Here is a 22,820-nt window from a genome sequence, read left to right as displayed (position 1 = left end):
CCGAAAGAAATAAGGAATTTAAACATGGATTATATTACTATCTTAGGGTGGATTGCATGTATTATAACAATAATTTATACAGCTCTAGGGTTACCTGCTCAAGTAAAGAAAAACTACCAACTTAAATCGACTGAAGGACTTTCTTTATTTCTCTTTTGTTTTCTTTTCTTAACATTCACATCATGGGTCGTTTATGGAATATGTAAACCTGACTGGTTTATTGTTGTACCTAATGGTCTAGGGGCAATATTTGCTTTTGTTATTGTATTACAAATACTATTTTACACATCAAAGAATAAGTAAGGTAATAATATGCAACTTAACTCAGATAATATCAATAAAATAATCAAGAATAATCCTGATATAAAAGTTTATACTAAGCCAGAGTCTACTTCTAAAATTATTCACTTTGGCGTTGGGGGGTTCCATAGAGCTCATCAAGTAATATACACTGGCGAAGCTATGGAAAAATCAAATGATCATAGCTGGGGACTAACAGGAGTTGGAATTCTTGAAACAGATAAGATGATGGCTGATTGTCTAAAAGAACAAGACTATAACTATACACTAATGCTTAAACCAAATACTGGAGAAAACTTTGCTAGTATAGTTGGAACAATCGGAGATTATATATATGCTTATGATGATTATGTTAGTCTAATAACTAAAGCCTTAAATCCAAATTTAGCGATAGTATCTATGACTGTTACTGAAGGTGGTTATAATATTGATCCTAACACAGGTAAATTTGATTGGAGCGATGAATTAATTAATTATGATCTTAAAAATCAAAACTCTCCTAAAACAATATTTGGATATTTAGCATTAATTATTAAATACAGAAAAAATAATAATCTCAATGGAGTAACATTACTAAGCTGTGACAATGTACAACATAATGGTAAAGTTTTAGAATACACTTTCCTTGAATTTCTATCAAAACTTGACTCAAACTTAGCAGTTTGGACTAAAGAAAACTGTAGTTTTCCAAACTCTATGGTTGATCGTATAACTCCCAAAACTGCTAACATAGATCAGCAAATGCTTCTAGACCAATTTGGTATCCAAGATAAGTGGCCTGTAGTTTGTGAACCATTTACTCAATGGGTTATAGAGGATAATTTTGTAGCAGGTAGACCAAAATGGGAACTTGCTGGCACTCAATTTGTTGATGACGTTTCTCCATATGAAAAAATGAAACTTAGACTTCTTAACTCATCTCACCAAGCTTTAGCATATTTAGGATACTTACACGGGTATCGTTATGTTCATGAGTCAGCTCAAGATGAAACCATTAAGAAATTTCTTTTAAGGTATATGAAGAATGAAGTTGAAGCAACTCTTGACCCTGTTCCTGGTATAAATTTAGACGAATACCAGCATAGTATAATAGAGAGATTCGCTAATCCAAATATTGCAGATACTCTTCAAAGAATATGTGAGTTTACAAGTGATAGAATCCCTGTTTTTAACCTCCCAGCAATTAATGAACAGATAAATCAAGGTAAAGATTTAAAGCTATCTGCATTGATTATAGCATCTTGGAGAGTATACCTTGATGGTCTTGATGAAAGCGGACAAAAAATAGATATTGTTGATAATAAAAAGCAAATGCTTCTTGATTTTATTACTAAAAACAGCAACCCTATAGAATTTATAAAAATTAAAGATATATTTCATAACTTAAGCAATGATGCAACTTTTGTTAAGCTTTATAACCAAGCATATACAAATATAAAAAAATATGGAGCTATAAAAGCTATCTCTCTATTTTTATAGCTATTTATATCAATCTAATCTTTTGGAGAAAAAATGAATTTAGCAATAGGTGCTATTCTAGGTTTTATTTCAGTTGCTTTTGGAGCATACGCAGAACATGGACTCAAAACTCAAATTTCAGTTGAGCATTTTGATTTTATCATGACAGCTTTGCGCTACAATCAAATATATGCAATTGTGATTAGTGGTATTGGAATAGCTCTTTTAAGCAGTAAGCAACTTGGTCAAAGTTTATTACTTAAACTAAGTAGCCTATTTTTTATAATTGGTACTATATTATTTAGCTTTAGTATTTATATCTCTGTAGCTTATAATATACCAGCTATTTTAGAATTAGCTCCAATCGGTGGCACTAGTCTAATGATAGGATGGTTAACTTTAATCTTAACTGGTATTTTTGCAAAAAGGATTTAAAAAAATTATGAAAAAATATATAACTATAATAGTTTTCTCTGTACACGATGATTTTTCATAATTTGAGTTCCTTATTTGTTTTATTGAGTATTTTTAAGCAAAGAGAGAAGTCTCTTACTGATATAGTTATCTTTTGAATAGCATTAATAATCATATCCAACCCATACCTAAAGTAAGAGTTCTGCAATCTACCATGCTTTTTTCTAGGAATAGCTTTTATTCTTGCATCTTTATACTCCCCAACCTTATGGGCCCATACAAAAGCTATAGATATCAAAGCTATTAGTTTTGATATCTTATTGGTATCAGTTAAATGAGTATCTTCTAAATTAAACCCTCTGCCTTTAAAAGCTTGAAACAAATTCTCAATTTCCCACCTCATACCATAAATAGGTATTAATTTTTCTATGCTCTTGGAATTACTAGCTACAATAAGTAATTCACCAGTGTGAGATCTAGTACCCGATAGATAAACACTTTGATTACAAATATCTCTTTTACTTCTAAGATCCTTATGTTCATGAATAGCTAAGTCATCAAACAATGTTGATACCTTAGCACTAAATCCTCTAGAGTTAGTTGTCATAAGATTATTTTTGATCCTAACAACATAATCAATACCTTGAGAATCTAACCAACCTAGCCAGTCTTGACCTATAAACTCTCTATCTCCTAATATACAACCAATACGCTCTTTACCAAACTTAGCAATAAACTTTTTAACTAAGTCTATTCTAAACTTAGAGCTAGAATTGCCTCTATGATCTAGTAAGTCATAATACAAAGGTATTGCTATACCTTCATTCACAGCTGATAGGACTAGAATATTAATATTTGTTTTACCAAACTGCCAGTTTGTCCTATCAAGTATTAGATATAGCTTATCTTTAGTCGATAAAAGGTGTTGTATACTGAATTGAGCTATATCATCAGCATCAAACTCTACATCTTTAAAGAAGTTTTGGATTCTTCGATAATTTGATTCTATTAGATTATTATTTTTAAAGTATCTAGCTATCTTTGATAAGTTAACAGTTTGAGCTGATATTAGTCCAAGCAATAGATTGCTGAAGCAATCTATTCTTGACTTGTGCCAATTAAATATTTTAGATAAACTTCCTGTTAGCTGATTAAGGTGCTTTTTCATCATTCGCAAATAATGAATATATAACGCTTTAGTCAGCTATATCAACTTTTTTGTCGTGTACAGAGAATAGTTTTATGTATATTTGCAATATCTGATATAGGATTTGCTGATAATATCAAACAGCATCAATCATATATAGTTAAACTTTATCTAGGTAGAACTATCAAAGACAATAAAAATAAAGTTTCTTATGTCTCTGATAAAATGTTTGAAAACTTTGAGAATAAATATTTAACCCCAGCTTTCCCTGATGGTTATACGGAGAATAATGCTAGAGGATATTGGCGCAGTCCAACAGGAACCACATATAGTGAAAAGACAAAAGTTGTAACAATACTAACAGACAATAAATCAAAGCAATTAGAGCAGAAAGTAAATCACTTAGTTAATGTCTATAAGAAATTATACCATCAAGAAAGTGTTTTAGTAACTTATACAAAGACAGATTATTCTTTTATTTAAAGCTGGCGGAGAGGAAGAGATTCGAACTCTCGATAGCCGTTAAGCTATACACGCTTTCCAGGCGTGCTCCTTCAACCACTCGGACACCTCTCCAAAGAAATATAAAGTATACAGTAAAAGCTTATATTTTCAACTTTTTAGACAACCATAATAACACCTGAAACAAACATCAAAATAATAAATAACGACTTAAGTAATCTAGGAGATATAACACCTAGATAATTCACCGCCATAAGACTTCCTAATAAGGCAAATGGTATTGAAGATAAAAGCAAAGGTATACTTAAATATCCAAGTGTTGATGGAACATTTACAGACACTCCACAAGTAAGCATAAGTGTACCAATACCTGCTGTAATAAATACGCATACGCTAGTTATTGCTATAGCTTTTTTAATATCAGTTCCAATCTTAACAAAAAACATTGTTGCAAATGTTGTCGAACTTGCTAATACACTCAACACTCCACAAAGACCAAATATACTATATCTAGAAGTTCTTGGAAGCTTTATAACTTTATTATCATTATGAGATATCATCCAAATTCCACTACCAAATAGTAAGAATGCAAATATCACTTTTAACACATCCGTATTTATATATTTAGCTATTAACCCACCTAAAATAGATCCTATAGCTAGATATAATAGATAATATCTAAGCTCTCCTAAATGAATATTACCTCTTCTATAATGCTTGTATGTAGCCATTAAGCTAAGAAAGACCGACATCCCAAAACATGTTGCTAAGGCTATTTGCATAGCAAAAGATGGTCCATAAACATGAACAATAATATAGTAGAATGCTGGGACAGCTATTAATCCAGCCCCACCTCCTAATAATGTTGAGATAAAGCTAGCAACAAAGCCAACAATAGCTCCTAAAATAATCACTAACATATTTTTTTCCTTTTAGAATTAATTATTTAAGATAGTTATATACAGTAGCTCGACTAACACCTAATGCCCTAGCTATGTATTGACTTGCATTTTTACCATCTAATGCTCCTTGATTTTTGAGCTCTAAGATTAAGTCTTTTTTCTGAGAACGAGACATATTATCTATTGATAAACTTTTTTCTATACAATACTTCTGCACAAATTTATTTATTTTCTCATACAATGTATCTTTGAATAGACTTTGTTTCTGTTCAGACATTCCCTCGTCATTATTTTTTAAAAATGCACTTATTAAGCCTTGATACTTATCAAAGATAGAAATATCTAAATTCACACATAATGTCCCTATAACATTACCCTTATCATTCTCAATTACAGAAATAATACTTTTGATCTTACGACCATCATAATTAAGCTTTTCATAAGGTCCTATTACTTTAGGAAGCTCATCATAAACATCTAATCCGATATGATCCATATATGAAGAATCGCCTATTTCCCTTTTAGATATAGGGTTAAAAATAGCTTTTATTTGCTTCTTCTTCAAATCATGAATAACAACTTCAGCAAAAGGAAATAATAACTTACTTATAGCTTCAGCGATATTTGAATATTCTTCAAATTTAGATTTCATAAGAGTCTTATTTAGATTTTTTTAGATATTATATTCTAAAATTGACAAAACTGTCAATAAGTATTTAGGAGAATTTATAGTACTTTAGTATTACGACGTATATTTATAATATTAACAATTATTGGACCAATGATATTTTGCCAAATTGCATAAAAAGTTGCAGCAATAGCTGCTTGATTACCAAAAAAGACTAGAGCTATCACAGTTCCTAAACCAACATCTAATATACTAAACTCAAAGAGCAGAGCTAGTCTACTATCAATATCTAAACCTAAAGCCTTCCCTATTAAATATCCAACAATATTGGCAAATAAACTAAGAACTATAACACTTATAATAATATCTACAGGTACAAGCATTATAGTATCCTTATTTAATGACGTTACTATCATTACTATTAAAATAATCAAAAGAATCGGAATATTAGATATCTTATTTAAAACTGATTCTCCTAGCCTACTAAGCTTACTAATTAAAATCCCTAAAACTATTGGAACAATGACTATTATTGCCATAGTTTTAAACATACCAAACCAATCTAGCACAATACTTTTTGAGAAAAATATATAAATAATTAATGGCATAAAGATTGGTGCTAACAATGTTGTTAAGAAAGTTAAGCTAACAGTAAGTGAAATATTTGCTCTAGCTAATAGTGCCATCACTCCAGAAGCAGTACCTCCAGGACAAGCTCCAACAATAACTAAGCCTATTAATGCCATCAAATTTAGACCGAAAAGCTTACCTATTATAAAAGCTGCTATTGAAGTAACTGTTAATTTCAACAGCAATATAATAACTAGTTTGCCCTTGAGATTAGCTACCTTGACAAAATCTTTTGCTTGTAAGTGTAAACCTATAATTAGCATAATAGCAGCTAATAAATAGGTAATATAAGGCTTTAATGGTATAAATACAGAGGGCATTGATATCGCTAAAGCAACTCCTGCTATCACTATAACTGCGAAGTATTTTTGAATAAAATTCATTTTTTTATTATTAATTGAGTAAACTTTTTAAACTATTTTACATACTAATTAGATATAAGAATAGATTTTCATCTTTTATAGCATTTAAAACAAGAAACAAGTTTGGAAAACTATAGCATATTGATATAATGAAATTGTTAGACTATTAACTCATATGACAAACAACAACCTCGTGAGGTGAAATTATGATGAAGAAAAAACTGATAACAATCGCAACTCTTTTAGCCGCTTCAGTAGCAATTACATCATGTACAGCTGAAGCTGTAGCTGTTACTGGTCTAGTTTTAGCCAGTGTCGCAGTCGGTGCTTTAGCATATAAGTGGATGGAAGACCCTGATGCATATAATGCCTATGCGAAAAATAGAGAAACTGTATTTACAGCTGCTACTCAAGTATTAACTGAAAATAAATATGTTACAAAAGAGCAAACTGTTGATGAAAAGAAATCTGAGATTAAAGCTGTCTCTCCAACCGGTGACTCTATTGATATTGTAGTCCAATCTGCTAAAGATAATCCTAATCAATCTGCTATTTATATTAAAGATGATAGTAAAACAAATGCTACAATCATACTTAATCAAATCAATCAAAAACTTGCAGATTCAAAATAAACTATCATACAAATATAAGTTTTGCTAAAAAAATAACCCTACTTTTTTAGTAAATTTTTTCTTTGTTTTTCAGAGCATAAATAAGAATTTCATCAGTTTCTACTTTTATTTTTTGTTCTCCTACATCTTTCAGAACAATACTTCACCTCACCCCATACTTTTGCCCATTTCTTACGCCAAGTAAATGGTAAGCCACATACTACGCAAACTTTCGTAGGCAAGTGTTGCTTTTTCATATCCCTAAACCTTTAAGAAATTTTTTACTATCTTGTCTAATTAGTTCTTTCTTCTCATGAGTCATCTTTTCATAAGATTTATAAATCATTGCTAAGCGTGAGTTATTAGCCAGCTTTGATTTATTTCTAGCTAAGAAATTCCAATATAAGTAATTAAATGGACAAGCATCATCTCCATTTTTCTTAGTGACTTTATAACTACAATTATCACAATAATTTGACATTTTTTTGATATAGCTACCACTTGCAGCATAAGGCTTACTTGCTAAATATCCACCATCAGCAAAAAGTACCATTCCTGATACATTTGGTAGTTCCACCCACTCATAAGCATCAGCATATACTAACAAATACCACTCATTAACATACTTAGGGTCAACACCTGCTAGTAATGCAAAATTACCCAGCACCATTAACCTTTGAATATGATGGGCATAGGCATTTTGTTTAGTTTCTTTAACGCATTGATGTAGACAATTCATCTTAGTATGAGCATCCCAATAAAAACTTGGTAATTTACGCGTAGCTTCAAGATAATTCATATCGTGATAATCTGGCATTTTCAACCAATAAACACCTCTTACAAACTCTCGCCACCCAAGGATCTGACGGATAAAACCTTCAACAGCATTTAAAGGAGCATTGCCACTATAGTATGCTTTTTCAGCAGCTTTGATGCACTCTATAGGTAATAGCAAGCCACTATTAATATACATAGAAATATGCGAATGATACATCCATGCTTGTCCCTCAAGCATTGCATCTTGGTAATCTCCGAAATTACTAAGTCTTTCTTTAATAAATAAATCTAATGCCTCAAGAGCTTCTTCTCTAGTAACTGCATAATGAAATGGTTCAATATCTCCAAAGTTATTGTCAAAATTTTTCTCAACCAGCTCAATTACGCGTTTAGTTATATCATCAAGTGTACTTTTATATGGTTCTGGAATCTTGATATCAGAACTTGGTGTTTTACGGTTTTGGCTATCATAATTCCATTGCCCGCCTTCTGGCTTACCATCACTATCAAGCAAAATATTGTGTTTAGCACGCATATAACGATAGAAATACTCCATGCGTATTTGCTTGTAGTTTTTTGACCATTTTGCAAACTCATCTATTGTAGCTAAGAATCTATCATCTGTACGTATCTCAACATCTATTGAGAAATCTTTTTGCCAACTTTGAATATCTTTTAATACACGAAATTCGCCTGGGCCAGTGACAATAAGCTTTTGTATACCAAGCTTTTCAATAACTTTCTCAACTTCACTATAAAATGATCCAGTATTTTTTGGATCATCTAGTTTTGTATAACAGACTTTATAGCCTAATTTATGTAACTGCAGTGCAAAATGTCGCATTGCTGAGAAAATATATACAAGCTTCTTTTTATGATGCTTAACATAACTAGCCTCTTGCATCACTTCACACATCATCACAATATCATTTGCTTTATCACAATCTTTCAAGCTAGAAATACTCTCAGAAAGTTGATCTCCTAGAATTAATCGTAAAGTCCTCATTAGAATAATTCTCCTTGTATACTCTCGATCTTGTGTTGCTTAGATTTTATTTTTCTAGGCTTTTTCCTACTAGCATGTTTTTTGACAATATTTTTAGTTTCTTGACTATTTTTTGAGCCTTTCCTAACCTTATAAATATTGTCTGCTGCAAATTTCCGTGCTTGTTTCTCATCAACAATTGGATCTGGATAATCTCCAGCACTATGTTTTTCTAACCATGGTGTGTGGATATTTTCATTACTTACATTTTCTAATTCAGGTATCCACCTTCTAATAAATTCACCTTTAGGATCTTGATCTATGCTCTGTTTAATCGGATTATAAATACGGATACTATTTATACCTGTAGTTCCAGATTGCATTTGTACCTGTGAATAATGAATACCTGGTTCATAGTCGGTAAATAGTCTTGCTAAATACAATGATGTCTTACGCCAATCTAACCACAAATGATAACTTGCGAAACTCATAAGCATTGCGCGCATACGAAAGTTTAACCATCCTGTTGCAATCAAGGCCCGCATACATGCATCTATCATCGGAAAACCGGTATTACCAGTTTTCCATGCTGCAAAATATTGTTGATTTATTGGTTCTTTACGTAGCTGATCATAGGCTCGATGGAGATTTTTATACTCAATGTTTGGTTGATCCTCTAGCTTTTGTATAAAGTGACAATGCCAACGCAGACGCGATAAAAATGAACGCATTGCACTTAGCCATTTTGTTTTATTTTTTATACTACTATGTTTGATTTCATTTTTACGCTGATTGGCAAATTGATACACCTCTTTTACCGAGATAACTCCAAAAGCTATATATGGTGACAATCTTGAACAACTCCTAAAAGCTGTCACAGGCGAAGACATCTCTTTGGTATAACTACAACCTCTTTCATACAGGAAACTATCGAGGATTCTAAGTGCACGAATACGACCACCTTTTTGTCTTTTATAGCAGTTATCATACTCTAGACTAAGACTCTCAGCTGTAGGTATTTTAGTCTGATTTTCACAAATAAATTTAAGCTTAGTGGGTACTTTTATAAGATTTTCACTCATGCGTTTATGCCATAGCAAAGCCCATTTATCTCTATCAGCTAAACAACGAACTACACCATTTTGATATGGTTGATGCCATGTAATATTATTTTGTTTGAAGAAACTCTCAAGCTTAATATCACGCTGATATGTCCAGTCATTCCAAGTTTCTTGATGTGACCAAATATCCTTGATAGAGTATTGTTTTATTAACTTCTCAAAAACCTCTAAGGCGTCTCCAACCATTATAATTAAAGGCTGACCTAACTTTGTAAGCTCACTATCTAACTCTTCTAAACACTCTGATAAAAACAGATATTGTCTATGGCTCATATCAGGCTGTTGCCAAAGTTCAGGCTCAATTATGTATATCGGTATAATATCTCCTTTTTCAGCTGCTAAAGATAAAGCTAAGTTATCATTTATGCGTAAGTCACGCTTAAACCAAAGCACTTGCATTTGTATGATTTAACCTTTTTTGATGTTTTGCAATTCTTCCTGTTACTCTTTTTCGCCAAAGCCTAAAGCTACTCGGCTTAAGATTATTGCGCATAATCTTTATAACTTGTGGCTCAGATAATCCTGTTATATTTTTTATTGCATCAAACGATGTTTTATCACACCATGCCATTTCTATAATTTCACTAATCCCTATATTCTTATCATTCATAAAACACCTCTAAAAACTTTAACTATGGAATAATCTCCCTACCATCCCATGCAAAACATTTACCACTATCTTTAGATTTCAAACCATCTAATACTTCAACTAACTTACTAGCTGAATACTCCGGTGTAAAAAGCTTTCCTTGAGGTACTCTTGCTTGAAAAGGTTCTGATAAATGACTATCAACAGTCCCTGGATGTACCCCGACTATTACAGCATTTGGATTTACACGCTTAGTTTCAATACTTGCCGTTTTGATAAACATATTTAAAGCTGCCTTTGAAACTCTATAAGCATACCAACCACCAAGTTGATTATCAGAGATACTACCAACCCTCGCAGAAATAGCAGCAAATACAGATTTAGTATCTTTAGCTAACTTGGGTATAAAATGCTTTGCGACCAAAGCCGGAAATATTGTATTTGCTTGAAAAAGCTCAATAAATTTATCTGCTGATAATTCTTTTAGTGCTTTCTCTGGTTTTATTTCAGAGGTATGTAATATACCAGTAGCAACAAAAATTAAATTGACAGCTCCTGATTTTTCATAAACATCTTTTGCAGCTTTCTCGATTGTTGACTCATCACAGTAATCAATGTATTGATAAACGACATCATCTATACAATTAGTTACTTTAGTGCGTGAAAAGGCATATATATTCGCATCTGGGTACAAATATCTTAATCTCTTGGTTACAGCATGACCTATAGAACCAGAAGCTCCTATAACAACTAGATTACTACTCACAACACTCTCCTAAATAAAGGTTTAGTATTCTAAGTATACAAATAAGATTATGGATTTTTTATACAGATAAATGAATATTAAGAAAGTTTAATAAATAAGGTTAGCCAAAATTCCAACCCAATGGTATAGCTAATCCGAATAATTTTTGAAACCATTTTTGTCATCCTATGGCTTGACCATAGGATCCACTTATTATGAGCTTTAAACTTGGATTCTACGATCAAGTCGTAGAATGACATTTTTCTTTCAGATTAACTATATATTCATCATAAGGCTGCTGATACATAATTTGTAAAGACTTGTTCAATAAATGTGAAAAGATCACTGAGCAGAGTCGAAGTGCTTATTTTAATAAACTTGTATTAATCAGCAATCAGATCATATTCAGTAGATTCAGTAATCTCAACTGTTGCAAATTCACCTACTTTTAGACCTCTTTCTGCTGCATCACCAACTATCACTTGTCCATCTACTTCTGGTGCATCATATCTTGTGCGCCCAATAGCATAGTTTTCTTCAGGATTTATTGAATCAATTATAATTTGTTGCTCTGTTCCAACAAAACCTTCAAGCTTATTAGCACTTATTTGAGCTTGTAATCCCATAAATTCATCTAGTCTTTGTTGCTTAATTTCTTCAGAAATCAGATTATCAAATTGATTAGCCTTTGCACCTTCTACTTCTGAATATTTAAAACAACCCACTCTATCTAGTTGAGCTTTTTCAGCAAAATCTAATAAATGCTCAAAGTCAGCCTCTGTCTCACCAGGGAAACCAACTATAAAAGTACTGCGAATAGTTATATCAGGACAAATATCACGCCATTTATTAATTCTATCAAGAGTTTTTTGCGTATGTGCTGGACGCTTCATTCTCTTTAAAACTTCTGGTGATGAATGTTGCAAAGGCACATCTAAGTAAGGAAGTATCTTTCCTTGAGCCATAAGAGGTACAATCTTATCAACATGCGGATACGGATATACATAATGCATTCTTGTCCACATGTCTAAATCACCAAGAGCTGTAGCAAGATCTAAAATATTACTTTGATATTCTTTATCATTCCATATTCCTGGCTTATATTTAATATCAACACCATATGCAGATGTATCTTGTGATATTACAAGTAGCTCTTTAACACCTGCATTTTTAAGCTTTTCAGCTTCTTTCATGATATTGTCTATAGAACGACTTTTTAGCTTACCACGAATATCTGGAATAATACAAAAAGTACAAGTATTGTTACATCCTTCTGATATTTTTAGATATGAATAATGTCTTGGAGTAAGCTTAATTCCTTGTGGAGGTACTAGTGAGACAAAATCATTAGCAAATATCGGCGCATGTGTATGCACGGCCTCTATTAAGTTCTCATAATCTTGAGGTCCTGTAATACTTAGAACTTCTGGATGTTTTTCTTTAATTAAATCAGCCTTATTACCAAGACACCCTGTTACTAAGACTTTGCCATTCTCAGCGATTGCCTCACCAATAACTTCTAAAGACTCATCAATTGCAGAATTTAAAAATCCACACGTATTAACAATAACCATGTCAGCATTATCATAACTATCAACTAAGTCATAACCTTCAGCTTTTAGCTTTGTAATAATACGCTCAGAGTCAACAAGATTTTTAGGACAACCTAAACTAACAAAACCAATTTTAGGAATTTTAATCATAATAATTAAACTTAATAAAAAATTATGGACTATTGTAGATGAATTTAATTAAAAAAAATAGATAAAGATAAAATTAGATCTAGTTAGTAGATTGAGCAGAAGAATCACTTTGATCACATTTAACACCGAAATCAAGCTCTGTTCTTCTATCTAAATAATATGCTTTTTCAGAAGCTTTATACATACAAGCATCATTTACACCATCAGTACAGAACTCATCATAGAACTTAGTTGGTTCTGCTGCAGGTTTTAATTTACCATAGCTAACCACACATATCTGATCTTTGCTTACACCTTTATTTACTAGGTAGTTATAAACAGATTCTGCACGTTTTTGACCTAAGTTAAAGTTATATTTTTCACTTCCTCTAGGGTCAGTATTACCAGATAGTTTAATTGGTTGATTTGGATGACCTATTAAGTAGTCAGCTGTTTTATCTAAACAATCTTTCGCATCATCAGTAACGTTATAACTATCAAAACCAAAGTATACAGATCTGCAGTTAATACCCATAAGTTCTTTTTTCATTTGATCAACTTCATCAGAGCTTAGATTATCAGATCCATAAATTTGTGAAGACATTTGTAAAGCTTGCGAGCTATCAACTCCAGCATACTTGTCTTTGATTAAATCACTATTATCAGGTCTAGTACTAGAACAACTTGCTAGCATAAGTACAGAACCTACTACCGCTACGCCTAAAAGACTCTTTTTCATAGTTTACAACTCCTATTTATTTTATTATGCAACATTATCAAAACTTGTGGTTTCAAAATTACCACCATTATCAGCATATCCAGTATCACCACTACCATAGTTATCCGCAGATTTTAGTGTACTAAAAAACCCAGGACCTGATGTTTCATTTAATGCAGAGCCACTAAGATTAGCATCTGCATTTGCTTGTAAAGGGGGACCTTTATACCAAGCACACCCTGTTAATAATGTTGCAACAATAACAAAGGTGTAAAATTTAGTAAAAACCCTCATATAAGCCCCTTAATAATTTTTTGGTGACCAGCTAGGTGACTGAATTATAGTACTACCATTACTTGCAGTCTCAACACTAAAGTGATTATCTCCATTTAATGATACCATATCTAAAGAGCTATAACCTTGCGAATTTGTAGAAATATACGCAATCATATCTCCATATGGTGAAACTGTTGGCGAGCTATCAGACTTACCTTTTGTCAAAGTAGTTATATTTCCACTAGCTAAATTAAAGTCTGCTATCTGGATACCACTTGAGCGTGATTTTTGATACATAAATACGACATCTCTACCATCAGGAGTATAGTTAGGCTCATATCCTTGGTATATCTTACTACTTAATCTTGAAGATTGTGGATATTTAGAATTCACTGGAGCTATATAGATATTAGGTCTGCCACTATCTCTATCTGATGTAAATACGATACTTCTACCATTAGGTGAGAATTTTGGCGCAGTATTTATACCATTTATTGTCAATCTTTTAAGAGCTTTTGTAGCTAAATTCATGATGTATATATTTGTCTGATCAGAGTAACCTTTAGATAAAGCTAAAGCGATACTCTGATCATCAGGAGAGAATGATGGTGAGCTGTTGATACCTTTAAAGTTCGTCAAACGAGTAACTTTACCTGTACTTATCTGTAAATCATAAACTCCCATACTGCCGCCACTATAGCTTGAATATACAATGTCTCTACCATCAGATGACCATGATGGAGTCGCAATAGGATTATCAGTTTGTCTAAGTACAGTATGCTTATTAAAACCATCATAATCAGATATAATAAGCTCATAAACTCTACCATATCTAGCATATGGGTTGCTTACTTTAACATATGCAAGTTTTGTTAAGAAAAAGCCTTGCTCTCCTGTAAGTTTGTTATAAATATAATTTGAAATTTTATGTGCTAATGTTCTCATAAGAGAAACATTAATATTTTTATATGTAACTGATTGGATATAGCTAGTATCATTTCTCTTAAGAATCTGAACTTCTACAGTATAGTTATTATATGAGTTTTTAGTATATTTAGTTAAAACAACATAGTCACCTTTAATTTTTTTCCAAGGGATATCATGCTTTTGTTTTATCTCATACTTTATCGTATCTGAGCCTTGCAACTTAGCATTATGATTAAGATCTGCAACAATTACAGAATTCACATTCTGAGGAAACTGATCTACAACATCATTACTCATTACTGAAACTAAAGGTTTTTGTATAACACCTGTTGTCACTTCTGCAACTAAATCTGCATATATATTAGATACTAAAAAAATTAATACTGAAAAGCTCAAAATGATTTTTTTCATTATTATTCCTTATCAAGTTTGTTTAAATATAAAACTTATATTTTCTGTTTGTATAGTTTTTCGCGCTGCACTATTTGAAATCTGTGGAGGCGTTGTATTCTTAATAGCATTAATTAAAGACTGATCACATCTATAACTACCAGAAGTTCCTGTTAATTTGATAAATTTACCATCCCTGATAATAGCTCTTGGTAAGTTATAAATGCCTCGACAAGGATCTTTAATCCAATTATCGCCCACTCTAGTTTGGTACTCCGCGATATAGCTAGAAATTGCTCTTTGAGCCTGATTTTGCTCAGCCTCTCTTTTAGCTGCCGCTATTGCCTCGGCTCTTGCTTTTGCTAATCTTTCTTGACGAGCTTTACGCTCAGCTTCTAACTTAGCTTGTTTTTGTTGCTCTAGTTTACGTTGTTTCTCTCGCTCTTTTCTCTTAGCTTCTTCTTCAGCTTTTTTCTTAGCTTCTTCTTTTGCTTTACGCGCTGCTTCTAATTTGGCTTGCTTTTGCTGCTCTAATTTACGCTGTTGCTCTTCTTCTTTACGCTTTGCTTCCAGGGCTGCTTGCTTTTTAGCTTCAATTCGAGCTTTACGTTCAGCTTCCGCTTTTTGCTTCATTAACAATTTGTGTTTTTGTAAAGCTTGTTGTTTAGCTTGTTTAACATCTTGTCTAGCCTGACGCAACTCTTGTTGATGATTTTCATAGTTTGATATCTGCTTATTAAGCTCACTACTACTTATTGATGTCGCTTGAATAACTTGCATTTGCTTTGGAGTATTTGCAACTTCAGCCTTTAGTGATGCTGAAGTAGAATCAAACTTCAAAATACTTATATATGATAAAATATAAAGAGCAATAACTATACCGATATGTACAAGTATCGCTTTCACCACAAAGGGGTTACGCTCAACCTGGTTCTTAAAATATTGTAATAGTTTTTGGTAATTAAGATTTGCCATCTTCTGTGACTAACCCCACTTTGTCAACACCTGCTCTTTGGATAAGAGCCATTGCTTTTACTACCTCACCATAACTAGCACTGCTATCACCTCTAACATAAACTGGCTTACCAGGGTTTTGCTGTGATAAATTGATTACAGCATTTGCAAGCTCTGTAGGACTCAGTGGCGCTTTTGGATCACTAACTCCCTGGTTAACAAAATACTCACCTTGCTTATTTACAGTAACAACTATTGGCTTACTATCATTAGACGGAATCTTTTCTGACTTAGCTTTTGGTAAATCAACTTTTACACCTTGAGTCAATATAGGCGTCGTAATCATAAAAATAACTAATAGTACAAGCATAACATCAATGTAAGGCACTACATTGATCTGCACCATTGGTCGTTTTTTTCTATAAAATTTTTTGTTTCTTTTTTTCATACTTAAAAGCCTTTATTAGCTTTCTTGATTTTGATGATGCACTTGATCTCTATGAGCTTCTTTTAAAAGCAAGATGCACAAGTCATCTTGGAATGATTCATAACTAGATAGTACATCGTCTACCTGGTTTGATAATCTGCTATGCCCAATAACTGCTGGGATTGCCACAAATAGACCAAGAGCAGTTGCAATCAAAGCTTCAGCAATATGAGGAGCCACAACAGATATTGTAGCTTGTTCAACACCGCCAAGAGTATTAAATGAAGACATAATTCCCCAAACCGTGCCCACTAGTCCAATATATGGAGCAACTGCACCAATTGTCCCTAATGCAGGAAGCTTTCTATCTAACTCTTTAGCTTCTTGAGCAATTGCTATACTTACTGTTCTTTCCATACCCTCAAGTATAGTGTCACCCTTTAAAACTCCAGTTTCCTTCAGGTTGTTAAACTCTCGTAATGCTGAACAGAATATTATTGATTTACCAAAGATATTCTCTTTATGTTGTAGATAGTAGTCATAAAGCTTTTGTATATGATGGCCTGCCCAAAATAACTTATCAAACTGTGCTTGCTCATGACAGTATTTTTTCACACGATTGTTTACCTCAAGCATTATAGCCCAAGAGTAAACTGACATAGCAATCAAAGCTATCATTATAAGCTGAACAATAAAGTTTGCATGCCATATCAACTGAACTAGAGAAAGAGAGTTATCTTGCATAATTAATCCTAAAAATTTATGTTTCTATTATTTTTGCACATACCTGTTCGCAACATTATACGTAAAGATTTTAAAATTATAAACAGTTAAGTTTACTTAAATTATACATAAATCTGATATTATTATTAATAATATATAACTTATTCATTAATAAAATTTTAGTATGAAAAAGATAAAAATTTTGACATTAGGTATTATTACTATGGTATTAATATCATGCTCAACTTCACAAGATGATCAGTTTAAGTATGTAACTCCACCTCCAACTCAACAAAACATGAACTCAGAAAACCCAGTAGCTTTAAGCAACCAGGAAACAATAAGTAATAAATCTGATACATCTAACAAACAAGATTTAAATAATAAGAAACCAAATGAATAGTTTTAAACTATTAGAGAATTAAGAATCCGCATCAACTATTTTTTTACCATCAACATTTGATTTAGCATTTAAATCACTATTTTTCATTTTTTGTTTATATTTATAATGTGAGACAGGACCTGATAATGCATAACCTATCATTATTAAATAAAGTAACTTTTCAGGCATTGTAAATAACATTAAGATAATAAGTATAAAGCAGATAACATAAACTTTGCTAATATTTCCATGACCGTCACTATCTTTAAAACTTCTAAACTTGATATCACTGACCATCATAAAAGCTAAATATAAAGCTGTAAATGCAGTAAGAGCAACTACTACAATACTTGAAAATGTAGAGCCTCCAACTAAAAATCTTTGTCCCATCCAAATAAGACCAGAAATTGTAACAGCCCCAGCTGGACAAGGCATACCATAGAAGTATAATTTACGCTCAAGTATAGCATCTTCACTCAGATCTTTAGGTGCTGGTTGAGTATCAAACTTAGCTAATCTTAAGGCTACAGCTAATAAATATAGAAAACAAATCGCTGCACCTAAAGAACCTAAATTATGTAATGTCCAAAAATACATAACTAAAGCAGGAGTAGCTCCAAAAGAAACAACATCTGCTAAACTATCTAAAGCTGCTCCAAACTCTGTTTGTGTATGTGTATATCTAGCAACCCTGCCATCAAAAGCATCGGCAAAACCTGACAACAACATATATACAGCACATGAAATAAAGCTCTCTTGAAATGCAGATATAATAGCTAAAAAAGCAAATAATAAACTAGCGCTAGTAAATAAGCTAGGAAGTATATATTTAGATTTTTTCATATCTATATTTTCTAACAACCACATAACATACCTTTTATTTTATTAAATCAGGTCTTAGTTTTTTTGCCTCATGCAAGTAGACGTGCCTGATATCATCTTGATTCTTTTCTGTATTATATGTCAACATAACTCGAATACAAAGCTCTAAAGCATCATCACACATCATTTGCTGACAATCAATTAATGGAACATTCGTCAGACCTATTTCTCTAGCAGCTACCGCGGGAAAAGTAGACGTTATATCAGATGTTGCTGTAAACATAATATTTACAATATCTTTTGTCGCGACATCATTCTTAGTTAATATATAGTATAAGAGCTCTTTTGTAGCCTCTATAACATTTTCTTTAGTATCCTTTGTTATTGTCGTTGCGCCTCTTATAGACCTTTGCATAAGTTATTTCGCCTTAATTTTAGCGGCTTTTTGTTTCAAAAGCCTTGGTAGTGGAAAATAAATCTCTTCTTTAATCCCATCAAACTCTTCAACTGTAACATTATTATCACAAACCTCAGATATCTTAGAGATTATATCCTGAACCAAATACTCAGGAGCAGATGCTCCAGCACTTACACCACAAACCTGCTTATTTTTAAACCAGGCCCCTTCTATATCTAAAGGATTATCAATCAGATAAGAATCCATACCTTCTAACGTTGCAAGCTCTTTAAGCCTATTTGAGTTAGAACTATTTTTAGATCCTACCACAACTAACACATCGATCTCTTTAAGCATTGACTTTATTGCAGTTTGACGATTTTGTGTCGCATAGCAAATATCTTCTTTTTTAGGCCCCTTTATATTAGGGTATCTATCTTTTAAAGCTTGTATTATGCTCTGTGTTTCATCAACTGAAAGCGTTGTTTGTGTTGCATAATAAAGATTATTTGGATCATTGATTTTTAGTTTAGCGACATCTGCTTCATTTTCAACTAAATATATAGCACCTTTAGTACTACGATATTGTCCCATTGTACCTTGAACTTCAGGATGTCCCTTATGGCCAACAAGAACACATTCAGCATCATTATTACTAGCTAATCTAACTCCACGATGAACTTTTGTAACTAAAGGACATGTCGCGTCATAAAGAACCAGATTTTTATTAGCTGCCGCTTCTTCAACTTTTAAAGAGACCCCATGAGCACTAAAAACACATACCGAATTATCAGGAACTTCATCAACTTCTTTGACAAAGATAACACCTTTCTTTTTAAGCGAATCTACTACGACTTTATTATGTACAACTTCATGGCGTACATATACCGGAGATTTTTCTACTTCTAAAACTTTTTCAACTGTTTCAACAGCTCGACTAACACCCGCACAAAAACCGCGTGGATTAGCTAGCAATATTTTCATCTAATTTGCCCTCTTCATCAGCGATATCTAATATTTTAGCTTCAAAAACTATTATTTGTCCTGACAATGGATGGTTAAAATCAACTGTAACATCATTTTCGCCGATCTCTGTAACTAAGCCAGGAAGTTTAGAACCATCTTTTTGACTAAACGATACAATTAGCCCCTCTTCAAGTTCCATATCTTTAGGAAATCTATATTTTGGCACTGAATAAATACTTGCTGGATGCTTCTCACCAAAAGCCTCTTCTGGCATCAAGACAACTCTCTTACTTTCACCAACAGCAGCGCCTAAAAGTTCATTTTCAACTTTATCAGTAAAGCAACCCTGACCCATTTGAAATATAAAAGGTCTATTATAATTCTCTGTATCTTCTGCAATTGAGCCATCTTTAAGCCTAAACTTAAAATGCATTTTCACAAAACTATCTGACGCGACTTTCATATTATTTTTTATTGTTAACATTTTGCCTTTCAAGATATCATATTTGAGATTTTTATTCATCTAATCTTTCTACAAAATGCTATTTGCAAAGCAGACAAAAGTCACAAATACTCTACACAAATATCATTAGTTTATAGTAGAATAACTTTTATAGAAAATCTCTTTAGATATATTAAAAACATGAAGAAGCTATTATACATTATTCTCTTAGCTATATTTGCGACTATCATCACTAGCTGCGATACTATGGATAAAAAAGACAAAGAAGATAATAAACCGTTATCATTCCCAACACTAAAATACTGTAACCCTGAAATGCTCAAGAGTGATAAATCTTTTATCTGTATACAGCGCCAAGAAGGTGCTGATTTAATAGAAACTAATATTAAATTTGACACCGATAGCTTCACACTAAACAATCAAGCAAAAGCTGTATTAAATAAGCTATTTGCATACTTAAAGTTAACTGGAACAACTAGGTTCACAATAAAAGGATATGCTGGAAAAATTGAGTCTGATCTCATTACAGATAAAAATTTATTAACAGAAAGCAATATCCGTCTATCAAAAAATAGAGCTATTAGTGTTAGAGAGTACTTAGTAAACAAAGGTCTAGAACCAGATGAAGGTATTGAGCCTGCAGATGGTATCAAAATTGAAGCATTAGGGTATCAAGATCCTGTAGCACCTAATGATTCTAGTGCTAATAGAGCGCTTAACCAAAGAGTGGAAATATCTATCCAAAGCAAACTAGTTGAGCAAATTGACAATATCGAGCATAATCTGAAACACTTGCGTCCAGCAGATTACACAAAGTTCTTCTCAAATGTATATCTTTTAAATGGTGATCAACTAAAAGACACTGCTGAAATATATGACTCGCGTGAAAAAAGACCTGTTTTAGGACCTAATTTCACAATATTTGCCAATAAACAATACACTGCAAAAGATGATAATAGTAACTTTATCATAGTATCAAAACCAAAACCTATTGCTAACTTTAATGAGGATCAAAAGGTTTATAGATTAGGAACTGCAACATATAAATTCACTTATAAAGGTGTAACAGCTTTACAGACTAAAAATATGAGCCGTGAAGCTAGTGTTGGAGATTATGTAATCCCTAACGATATTGTTTCTGAAAAACTTCCAAAAGAAACTTTCAAAGTCCATGATAAAGTTACTGCTAATGTCATGGAGGACGTTATAAACACAAATACATTCTCTTCATCTTATAATAGTGTTGTGCTAAACAAGGGCTCATCTGATGGCTTAAAACCTGGTACAGAAATGATACTATATGAGCCTGCTACTAGAACCGATGGCTTCCCAGTACCTCCTAGATATATTGGATATGGTTTTATTTATAGACAATCTGAGCACTACTCCATTATGCTAGTAGTAAACTCTTTACAAGAGATAAGTTCTGACGCAATGGCAACAACGACTCTATAATGCAAAGCAACATCAAAAGCCTAATCATTCTATCATATACTCCGTATTTTGGATCTAGCAGATTTTCTAAAGCTATTGCTCAAGATATTAGCTTTGACGAGATAGTTAACCACCCATTAAAATTTTCAGAAATCTTATCTTTACGTCAAGAAACAATAGACTTTCTAAATGGTAAAAAATATAAAACATATCTAGAGAAAGTTAAGAAATGGCTAGCTAGTCATCAAAATAAGATATTAACTTTTCTAGATGATGACTATCCAGAAGACTTAAAACAGATTTCAAATCCTCCAATTATTTTGTACTGTAGCGGTAATATAAAACTTTTGAAGAAATCGCAGCTTGCTATAGTTGGGGCGAGAAATAACTCTGTATACGGTAAAAATGCAACAAATAAAATATGTACAGATTTACAGAACTCACAATTATCAATAATAAGTGGACTTGCCTATGGTATTGACACATTAGCTCATAAGTTTGCAATAGAAAATAACCTTAGCACTATAGCTGTAGTTGGCACAGGAGTTGATATCATATACCCTAGCTCAAATAGAGAGCTCTATGAGAGATTATTAAAAACGAATAATTTAATAATTTCTGAGCTACCATTAGGTACAGCTCCGTTACGCCACCACTTCCCTCAAAGAAACCGTATAATTAGTGGTTTAGCGAAAGGTGTTGTAATTGTTGAAGCCGCCAAAAAAAGTGGTTCTTTAATTACAGCCCAACTTGCTTTAGAACAAAATAAAGAAGTATTTGCAATACCAGGAAGTATATTTAGTAAAACAAGTGAAGGATGTAATGAGCTAATCAAGCAAGGTGCAAAACTAGTTTGTGATATAAATGATATTCTTGAAGAAATCACCCCACACTCAACAATCACACCAAAACCTAATGAACCATCAAAGGATAACAACTCCAAAAATCTTAACCATACTGAAAAAACTATACTAGATAACATAGATACAGAACTAACAACTTTAGATGCAATTATCACAAGATCAAACTTACCATACAACCAAGTAGTTTCTTGCCTGCTAGAGTTAGAATTAGAATCTTTAATTGAGTCAGTTGCTGGCGGATATATAAATATTTCTAAAAATTAAA

Annotated in this window: 28 protein-coding genes and 1 tRNA gene; 8 read left to right on the top strand and 21 right to left on the bottom strand. The window is 32.4% G+C overall.

Annotated features, from left to right (window positions below; genetic code table 11):
- Window positions 1-24 precede the first annotated feature (24 nt).
- The 3 genes from FIP56_RS01950 to FIP56_RS01940 are packed head-to-tail and all read left to right on the top strand — an operon-like array spanning window position 25 to window position 2,193.
- The gene (locus FIP56_RS01950; RefSeq protein ID WP_192577299.1) at window positions 25-303 is read left to right on the top strand and encodes a SemiSWEET family transporter; all 279 of its coding nucleotides are present in this window, start codon (window positions 25-27) and stop codon (window positions 301-303) included.
- Between the two features lie 9 nt (window positions 304-312).
- Window positions 313-1,779, top strand: coding sequence for a mannitol dehydrogenase family protein (locus FIP56_RS01945; RefSeq protein ID WP_192577298.1), 1,467 nt, complete (start codon window positions 313-315; stop codon window positions 1,777-1,779).
- A 33-nt stretch (window positions 1,780-1,812) separates the two neighbouring features.
- Window positions 1,813-2,193, top strand: coding sequence for a DUF423 domain-containing protein (locus tag FIP56_RS01940; RefSeq protein ID WP_192577297.1), 381 nt, complete (start codon window positions 1,813-1,815; stop codon window positions 2,191-2,193).
- A gap of 55 nt (window positions 2,194-2,248) precedes the next feature.
- Here FIP56_RS01940 and FIP56_RS01935 read toward each other — a convergent pair whose 3' ends face one another.
- Window positions 2,249-3,343, bottom strand: a complete 1,095-nt coding sequence (locus FIP56_RS01935; protein ID WP_245323086.1) for an IS4 family transposase — start codon at window positions 3,341-3,343, stop codon at window positions 2,249-2,251.
- A 63-nt stretch (window positions 3,344-3,406) separates the two neighbouring features.
- On the opposite strand from FIP56_RS01935, the gene FIP56_RS01930 reads away from it, so the two are divergent.
- Window positions 3,407-3,802 carry a DUF3574 domain-containing protein gene (locus FIP56_RS01930; RefSeq protein WP_192578830.1) on the top strand — a complete coding sequence of 132 codons (396 nt, stop codon included), beginning with the start codon at window positions 3,407-3,409 and terminating at the stop codon, window positions 3,800-3,802.
- A 3-nt stretch (window positions 3,803-3,805) separates the two neighbouring features.
- Here FIP56_RS01930 and FIP56_RS01925 read toward each other — a convergent pair.
- From FIP56_RS01925 to FIP56_RS01910, 4 genes are all read right to left on the bottom strand, one after another.
- Window positions 3,806-3,895: transfer RNA gene (locus FIP56_RS01925), tRNA-Ser, on the bottom strand.
- A gap of 44 nt (window positions 3,896-3,939) precedes the next feature.
- Window positions 3,940-4,701, bottom strand: coding sequence for a sulfite exporter TauE/SafE family protein (locus FIP56_RS01920; protein ID WP_192577296.1), 762 nt, complete (start codon window positions 4,699-4,701; stop codon window positions 3,940-3,942).
- A gap of 22 nt (window positions 4,702-4,723) precedes the next feature.
- Window positions 4,724-5,335 (bottom strand): PAS domain-containing protein, encoded by a 612-nt coding sequence (locus FIP56_RS01915; protein WP_192577295.1) that lies wholly within the window; start codon window positions 5,333-5,335, stop codon window positions 4,724-4,726.
- 74 nt (window positions 5,336-5,409) lie between these two features.
- The gene (locus FIP56_RS01910) at window positions 5,410-6,324 is read right to left on the bottom strand and encodes a bile acid:sodium symporter family protein (protein WP_192577294.1); all 915 of its coding nucleotides are present in this window, start codon (window positions 6,322-6,324) and stop codon (window positions 5,410-5,412) included.
- Between the two features lie 185 nt (window positions 6,325-6,509).
- Here FIP56_RS01910 and FIP56_RS01905 point away from each other — a divergent pair, with 185 nt between their 5' ends.
- Complete coding sequence (locus tag FIP56_RS01905; protein WP_192577293.1) at window positions 6,510-6,935, top strand: DUF3568 family protein; 426 nt, start codon at window positions 6,510-6,512, stop codon at window positions 6,933-6,935.
- Between the two features lie 92 nt (window positions 6,936-7,027).
- On the opposite strand, the gene FIP56_RS01900 is transcribed toward FIP56_RS01905, so the two are convergent.
- From FIP56_RS01900 to tolQ, 12 genes are all read right to left on the bottom strand, one after another.
- Window positions 7,028-7,171, bottom strand: coding sequence for a DUF2256 domain-containing protein (locus FIP56_RS01900; RefSeq protein ID WP_192577292.1), 144 nt, complete (start codon window positions 7,169-7,171; stop codon window positions 7,028-7,030).
- A complete protein-coding gene (locus tag FIP56_RS01895; RefSeq protein WP_192577291.1) occupies window positions 7,168-8,697 on the bottom strand; it encodes a cryptochrome/photolyase family protein in 1,530 nt (509 codons plus the stop codon). Before FIP56_RS01895 ends, FIP56_RS01900 begins: the two co-directional genes overlap by 4 nt.
- Window positions 8,697-10,196: an FAD-binding domain-containing protein gene (locus tag FIP56_RS01890; protein ID WP_192577290.1), complete on the bottom strand. Its 1,500-nt coding sequence runs from the start codon at window positions 10,194-10,196 to the stop codon at window positions 8,697-8,699. The genes FIP56_RS01895 and FIP56_RS01890 overlap by 1 nt, the downstream gene beginning before the upstream one ends.
- Window positions 10,177-10,407, bottom strand: coding sequence for a TIGR03643 family protein (locus FIP56_RS01885; RefSeq protein ID WP_192577289.1), 231 nt, complete (start codon window positions 10,405-10,407; stop codon window positions 10,177-10,179). Before FIP56_RS01885 ends, FIP56_RS01890 begins: the two co-directional genes overlap by 20 nt.
- Before the next feature lie 22 nt (window positions 10,408-10,429).
- On the bottom strand, window positions 10,430-11,152 hold the full coding sequence (locus FIP56_RS01880; RefSeq protein WP_192577288.1) for an SDR family NAD(P)-dependent oxidoreductase: 723 nt from the start codon (window positions 11,150-11,152) through the stop codon (window positions 10,430-10,432).
- A 362-nt stretch (window positions 11,153-11,514) separates the two neighbouring features.
- Window positions 11,515-12,834, bottom strand: coding sequence for a 30S ribosomal protein S12 methylthiotransferase RimO (gene rimO, locus FIP56_RS01875; protein WP_192577287.1), 1,320 nt, complete (start codon window positions 12,832-12,834; stop codon window positions 11,515-11,517).
- Window positions 12,835-12,913: 79 nt separating this feature from the next.
- A complete protein-coding gene (locus FIP56_RS01870; RefSeq protein WP_192577286.1) occupies window positions 12,914-13,552 on the bottom strand; it encodes an OmpA family protein in 639 nt (212 codons plus the stop codon).
- 24 nt (window positions 13,553-13,576) lie between these two features.
- Entirely contained in the window at window positions 13,577-13,825 is a 249-nt protein-coding gene (locus FIP56_RS01865; RefSeq protein ID WP_192577285.1) for a hypothetical protein, read from the bottom strand.
- Window positions 13,826-13,834: 9 nt separating this feature from the next.
- Window positions 13,835-15,145 (bottom strand): PD40 domain-containing protein, encoded by a 1,311-nt coding sequence (locus tag FIP56_RS01860; RefSeq protein WP_192577284.1) that lies wholly within the window; start codon window positions 15,143-15,145, stop codon window positions 13,835-13,837.
- 12 nt (window positions 15,146-15,157) lie between these two features.
- Window positions 15,158-16,099 carry a cell envelope integrity protein TolA gene (gene tolA / locus FIP56_RS01855; RefSeq protein ID WP_192577283.1) on the bottom strand — a complete coding sequence of 314 codons (942 nt, stop codon included), beginning with the start codon at window positions 16,097-16,099 and terminating at the stop codon, window positions 15,158-15,160.
- The gene (tolR, locus tag FIP56_RS01850) at window positions 16,086-16,526 is read right to left on the bottom strand and encodes a protein TolR (RefSeq protein WP_192577282.1); all 441 of its coding nucleotides are present in this window, start codon (window positions 16,524-16,526) and stop codon (window positions 16,086-16,088) included. The genes tolA and tolR overlap by 14 nt, the downstream gene beginning before the upstream one ends.
- Window positions 16,527-16,541: 15 nt before the next feature.
- Window positions 16,542-17,249: a protein TolQ gene (gene tolQ, locus FIP56_RS01845; protein ID WP_192577281.1), complete on the bottom strand. Its 708-nt coding sequence runs from the start codon at window positions 17,247-17,249 to the stop codon at window positions 16,542-16,544.
- 163 nt (window positions 17,250-17,412) lie between these two features.
- Here tolQ and FIP56_RS01840 point away from each other — a divergent pair, with 163 nt between their 5' ends.
- Window positions 17,413-17,631, top strand: coding sequence for a hypothetical protein (locus tag FIP56_RS01840; protein WP_192577280.1), 219 nt, complete (start codon window positions 17,413-17,415; stop codon window positions 17,629-17,631).
- A gap of 18 nt (window positions 17,632-17,649) precedes the next feature.
- Here the strand turns inward: FIP56_RS01840 and FIP56_RS01835 are convergent, their stop codons facing one another.
- The 4 genes from FIP56_RS01835 to fkpB are packed head-to-tail and all read right to left on the bottom strand — an operon-like array spanning window position 17,650 to window position 20,258.
- The gene (locus FIP56_RS01835) at window positions 17,650-18,477 is read right to left on the bottom strand and encodes a phosphatidylcholine/phosphatidylserine synthase (RefSeq protein ID WP_192577279.1); all 828 of its coding nucleotides are present in this window, start codon (window positions 18,475-18,477) and stop codon (window positions 17,650-17,652) included.
- Window positions 18,478-18,487: 10 nt separating this feature from the next.
- Window positions 18,488-18,847 carry a chorismate mutase gene (aroH, locus tag FIP56_RS01830; RefSeq protein WP_192577278.1) on the bottom strand — a complete coding sequence of 120 codons (360 nt, stop codon included), beginning with the start codon at window positions 18,845-18,847 and terminating at the stop codon, window positions 18,488-18,490.
- A gap of 3 nt (window positions 18,848-18,850) precedes the next feature.
- On the bottom strand, window positions 18,851-19,813 hold the full coding sequence (ispH, locus tag FIP56_RS01825) for a 4-hydroxy-3-methylbut-2-enyl diphosphate reductase (protein WP_192577277.1): 963 nt from the start codon (window positions 19,811-19,813) through the stop codon (window positions 18,851-18,853).
- Entirely contained in the window at window positions 19,794-20,258 is a 465-nt protein-coding gene (fkpB, locus tag FIP56_RS01820) for an FKBP-type peptidyl-prolyl cis-trans isomerase (RefSeq protein WP_192578829.1), read from the bottom strand. Before fkpB ends, ispH begins: the two co-directional genes overlap by 20 nt.
- 180 nt (window positions 20,259-20,438) lie before the next feature.
- Here fkpB and FIP56_RS01815 point away from each other — a divergent pair, with 180 nt between their 5' ends.
- Complete coding sequence (locus FIP56_RS01815; protein WP_192577276.1) at window positions 20,439-21,713, top strand: OmpA family protein; 1,275 nt, start codon at window positions 20,439-20,441, stop codon at window positions 21,711-21,713.
- Entirely contained in the window at window positions 21,713-22,819 is a 1,107-nt protein-coding gene (gene dprA, locus FIP56_RS01810) for a DNA-processing protein DprA (RefSeq protein WP_192577275.1), read from the top strand. The genes FIP56_RS01815 and dprA overlap by 1 nt, the downstream gene beginning before the upstream one ends.
- The last annotated feature ends 1 nt before the right edge of the window (window position 22,820 follow it).

Origin of the sequence: Francisella sp. LA112445 (assembly GCF_012224145.1) — a bacterium.
Lineage (GTDB): Bacteria > Pseudomonadota > Gammaproteobacteria > Francisellales > Francisellaceae > Francisella.
Note: the sequence above shows the minus strand (reverse complement) of the source record. Positions and strands in the feature narration are given on the sequence as shown.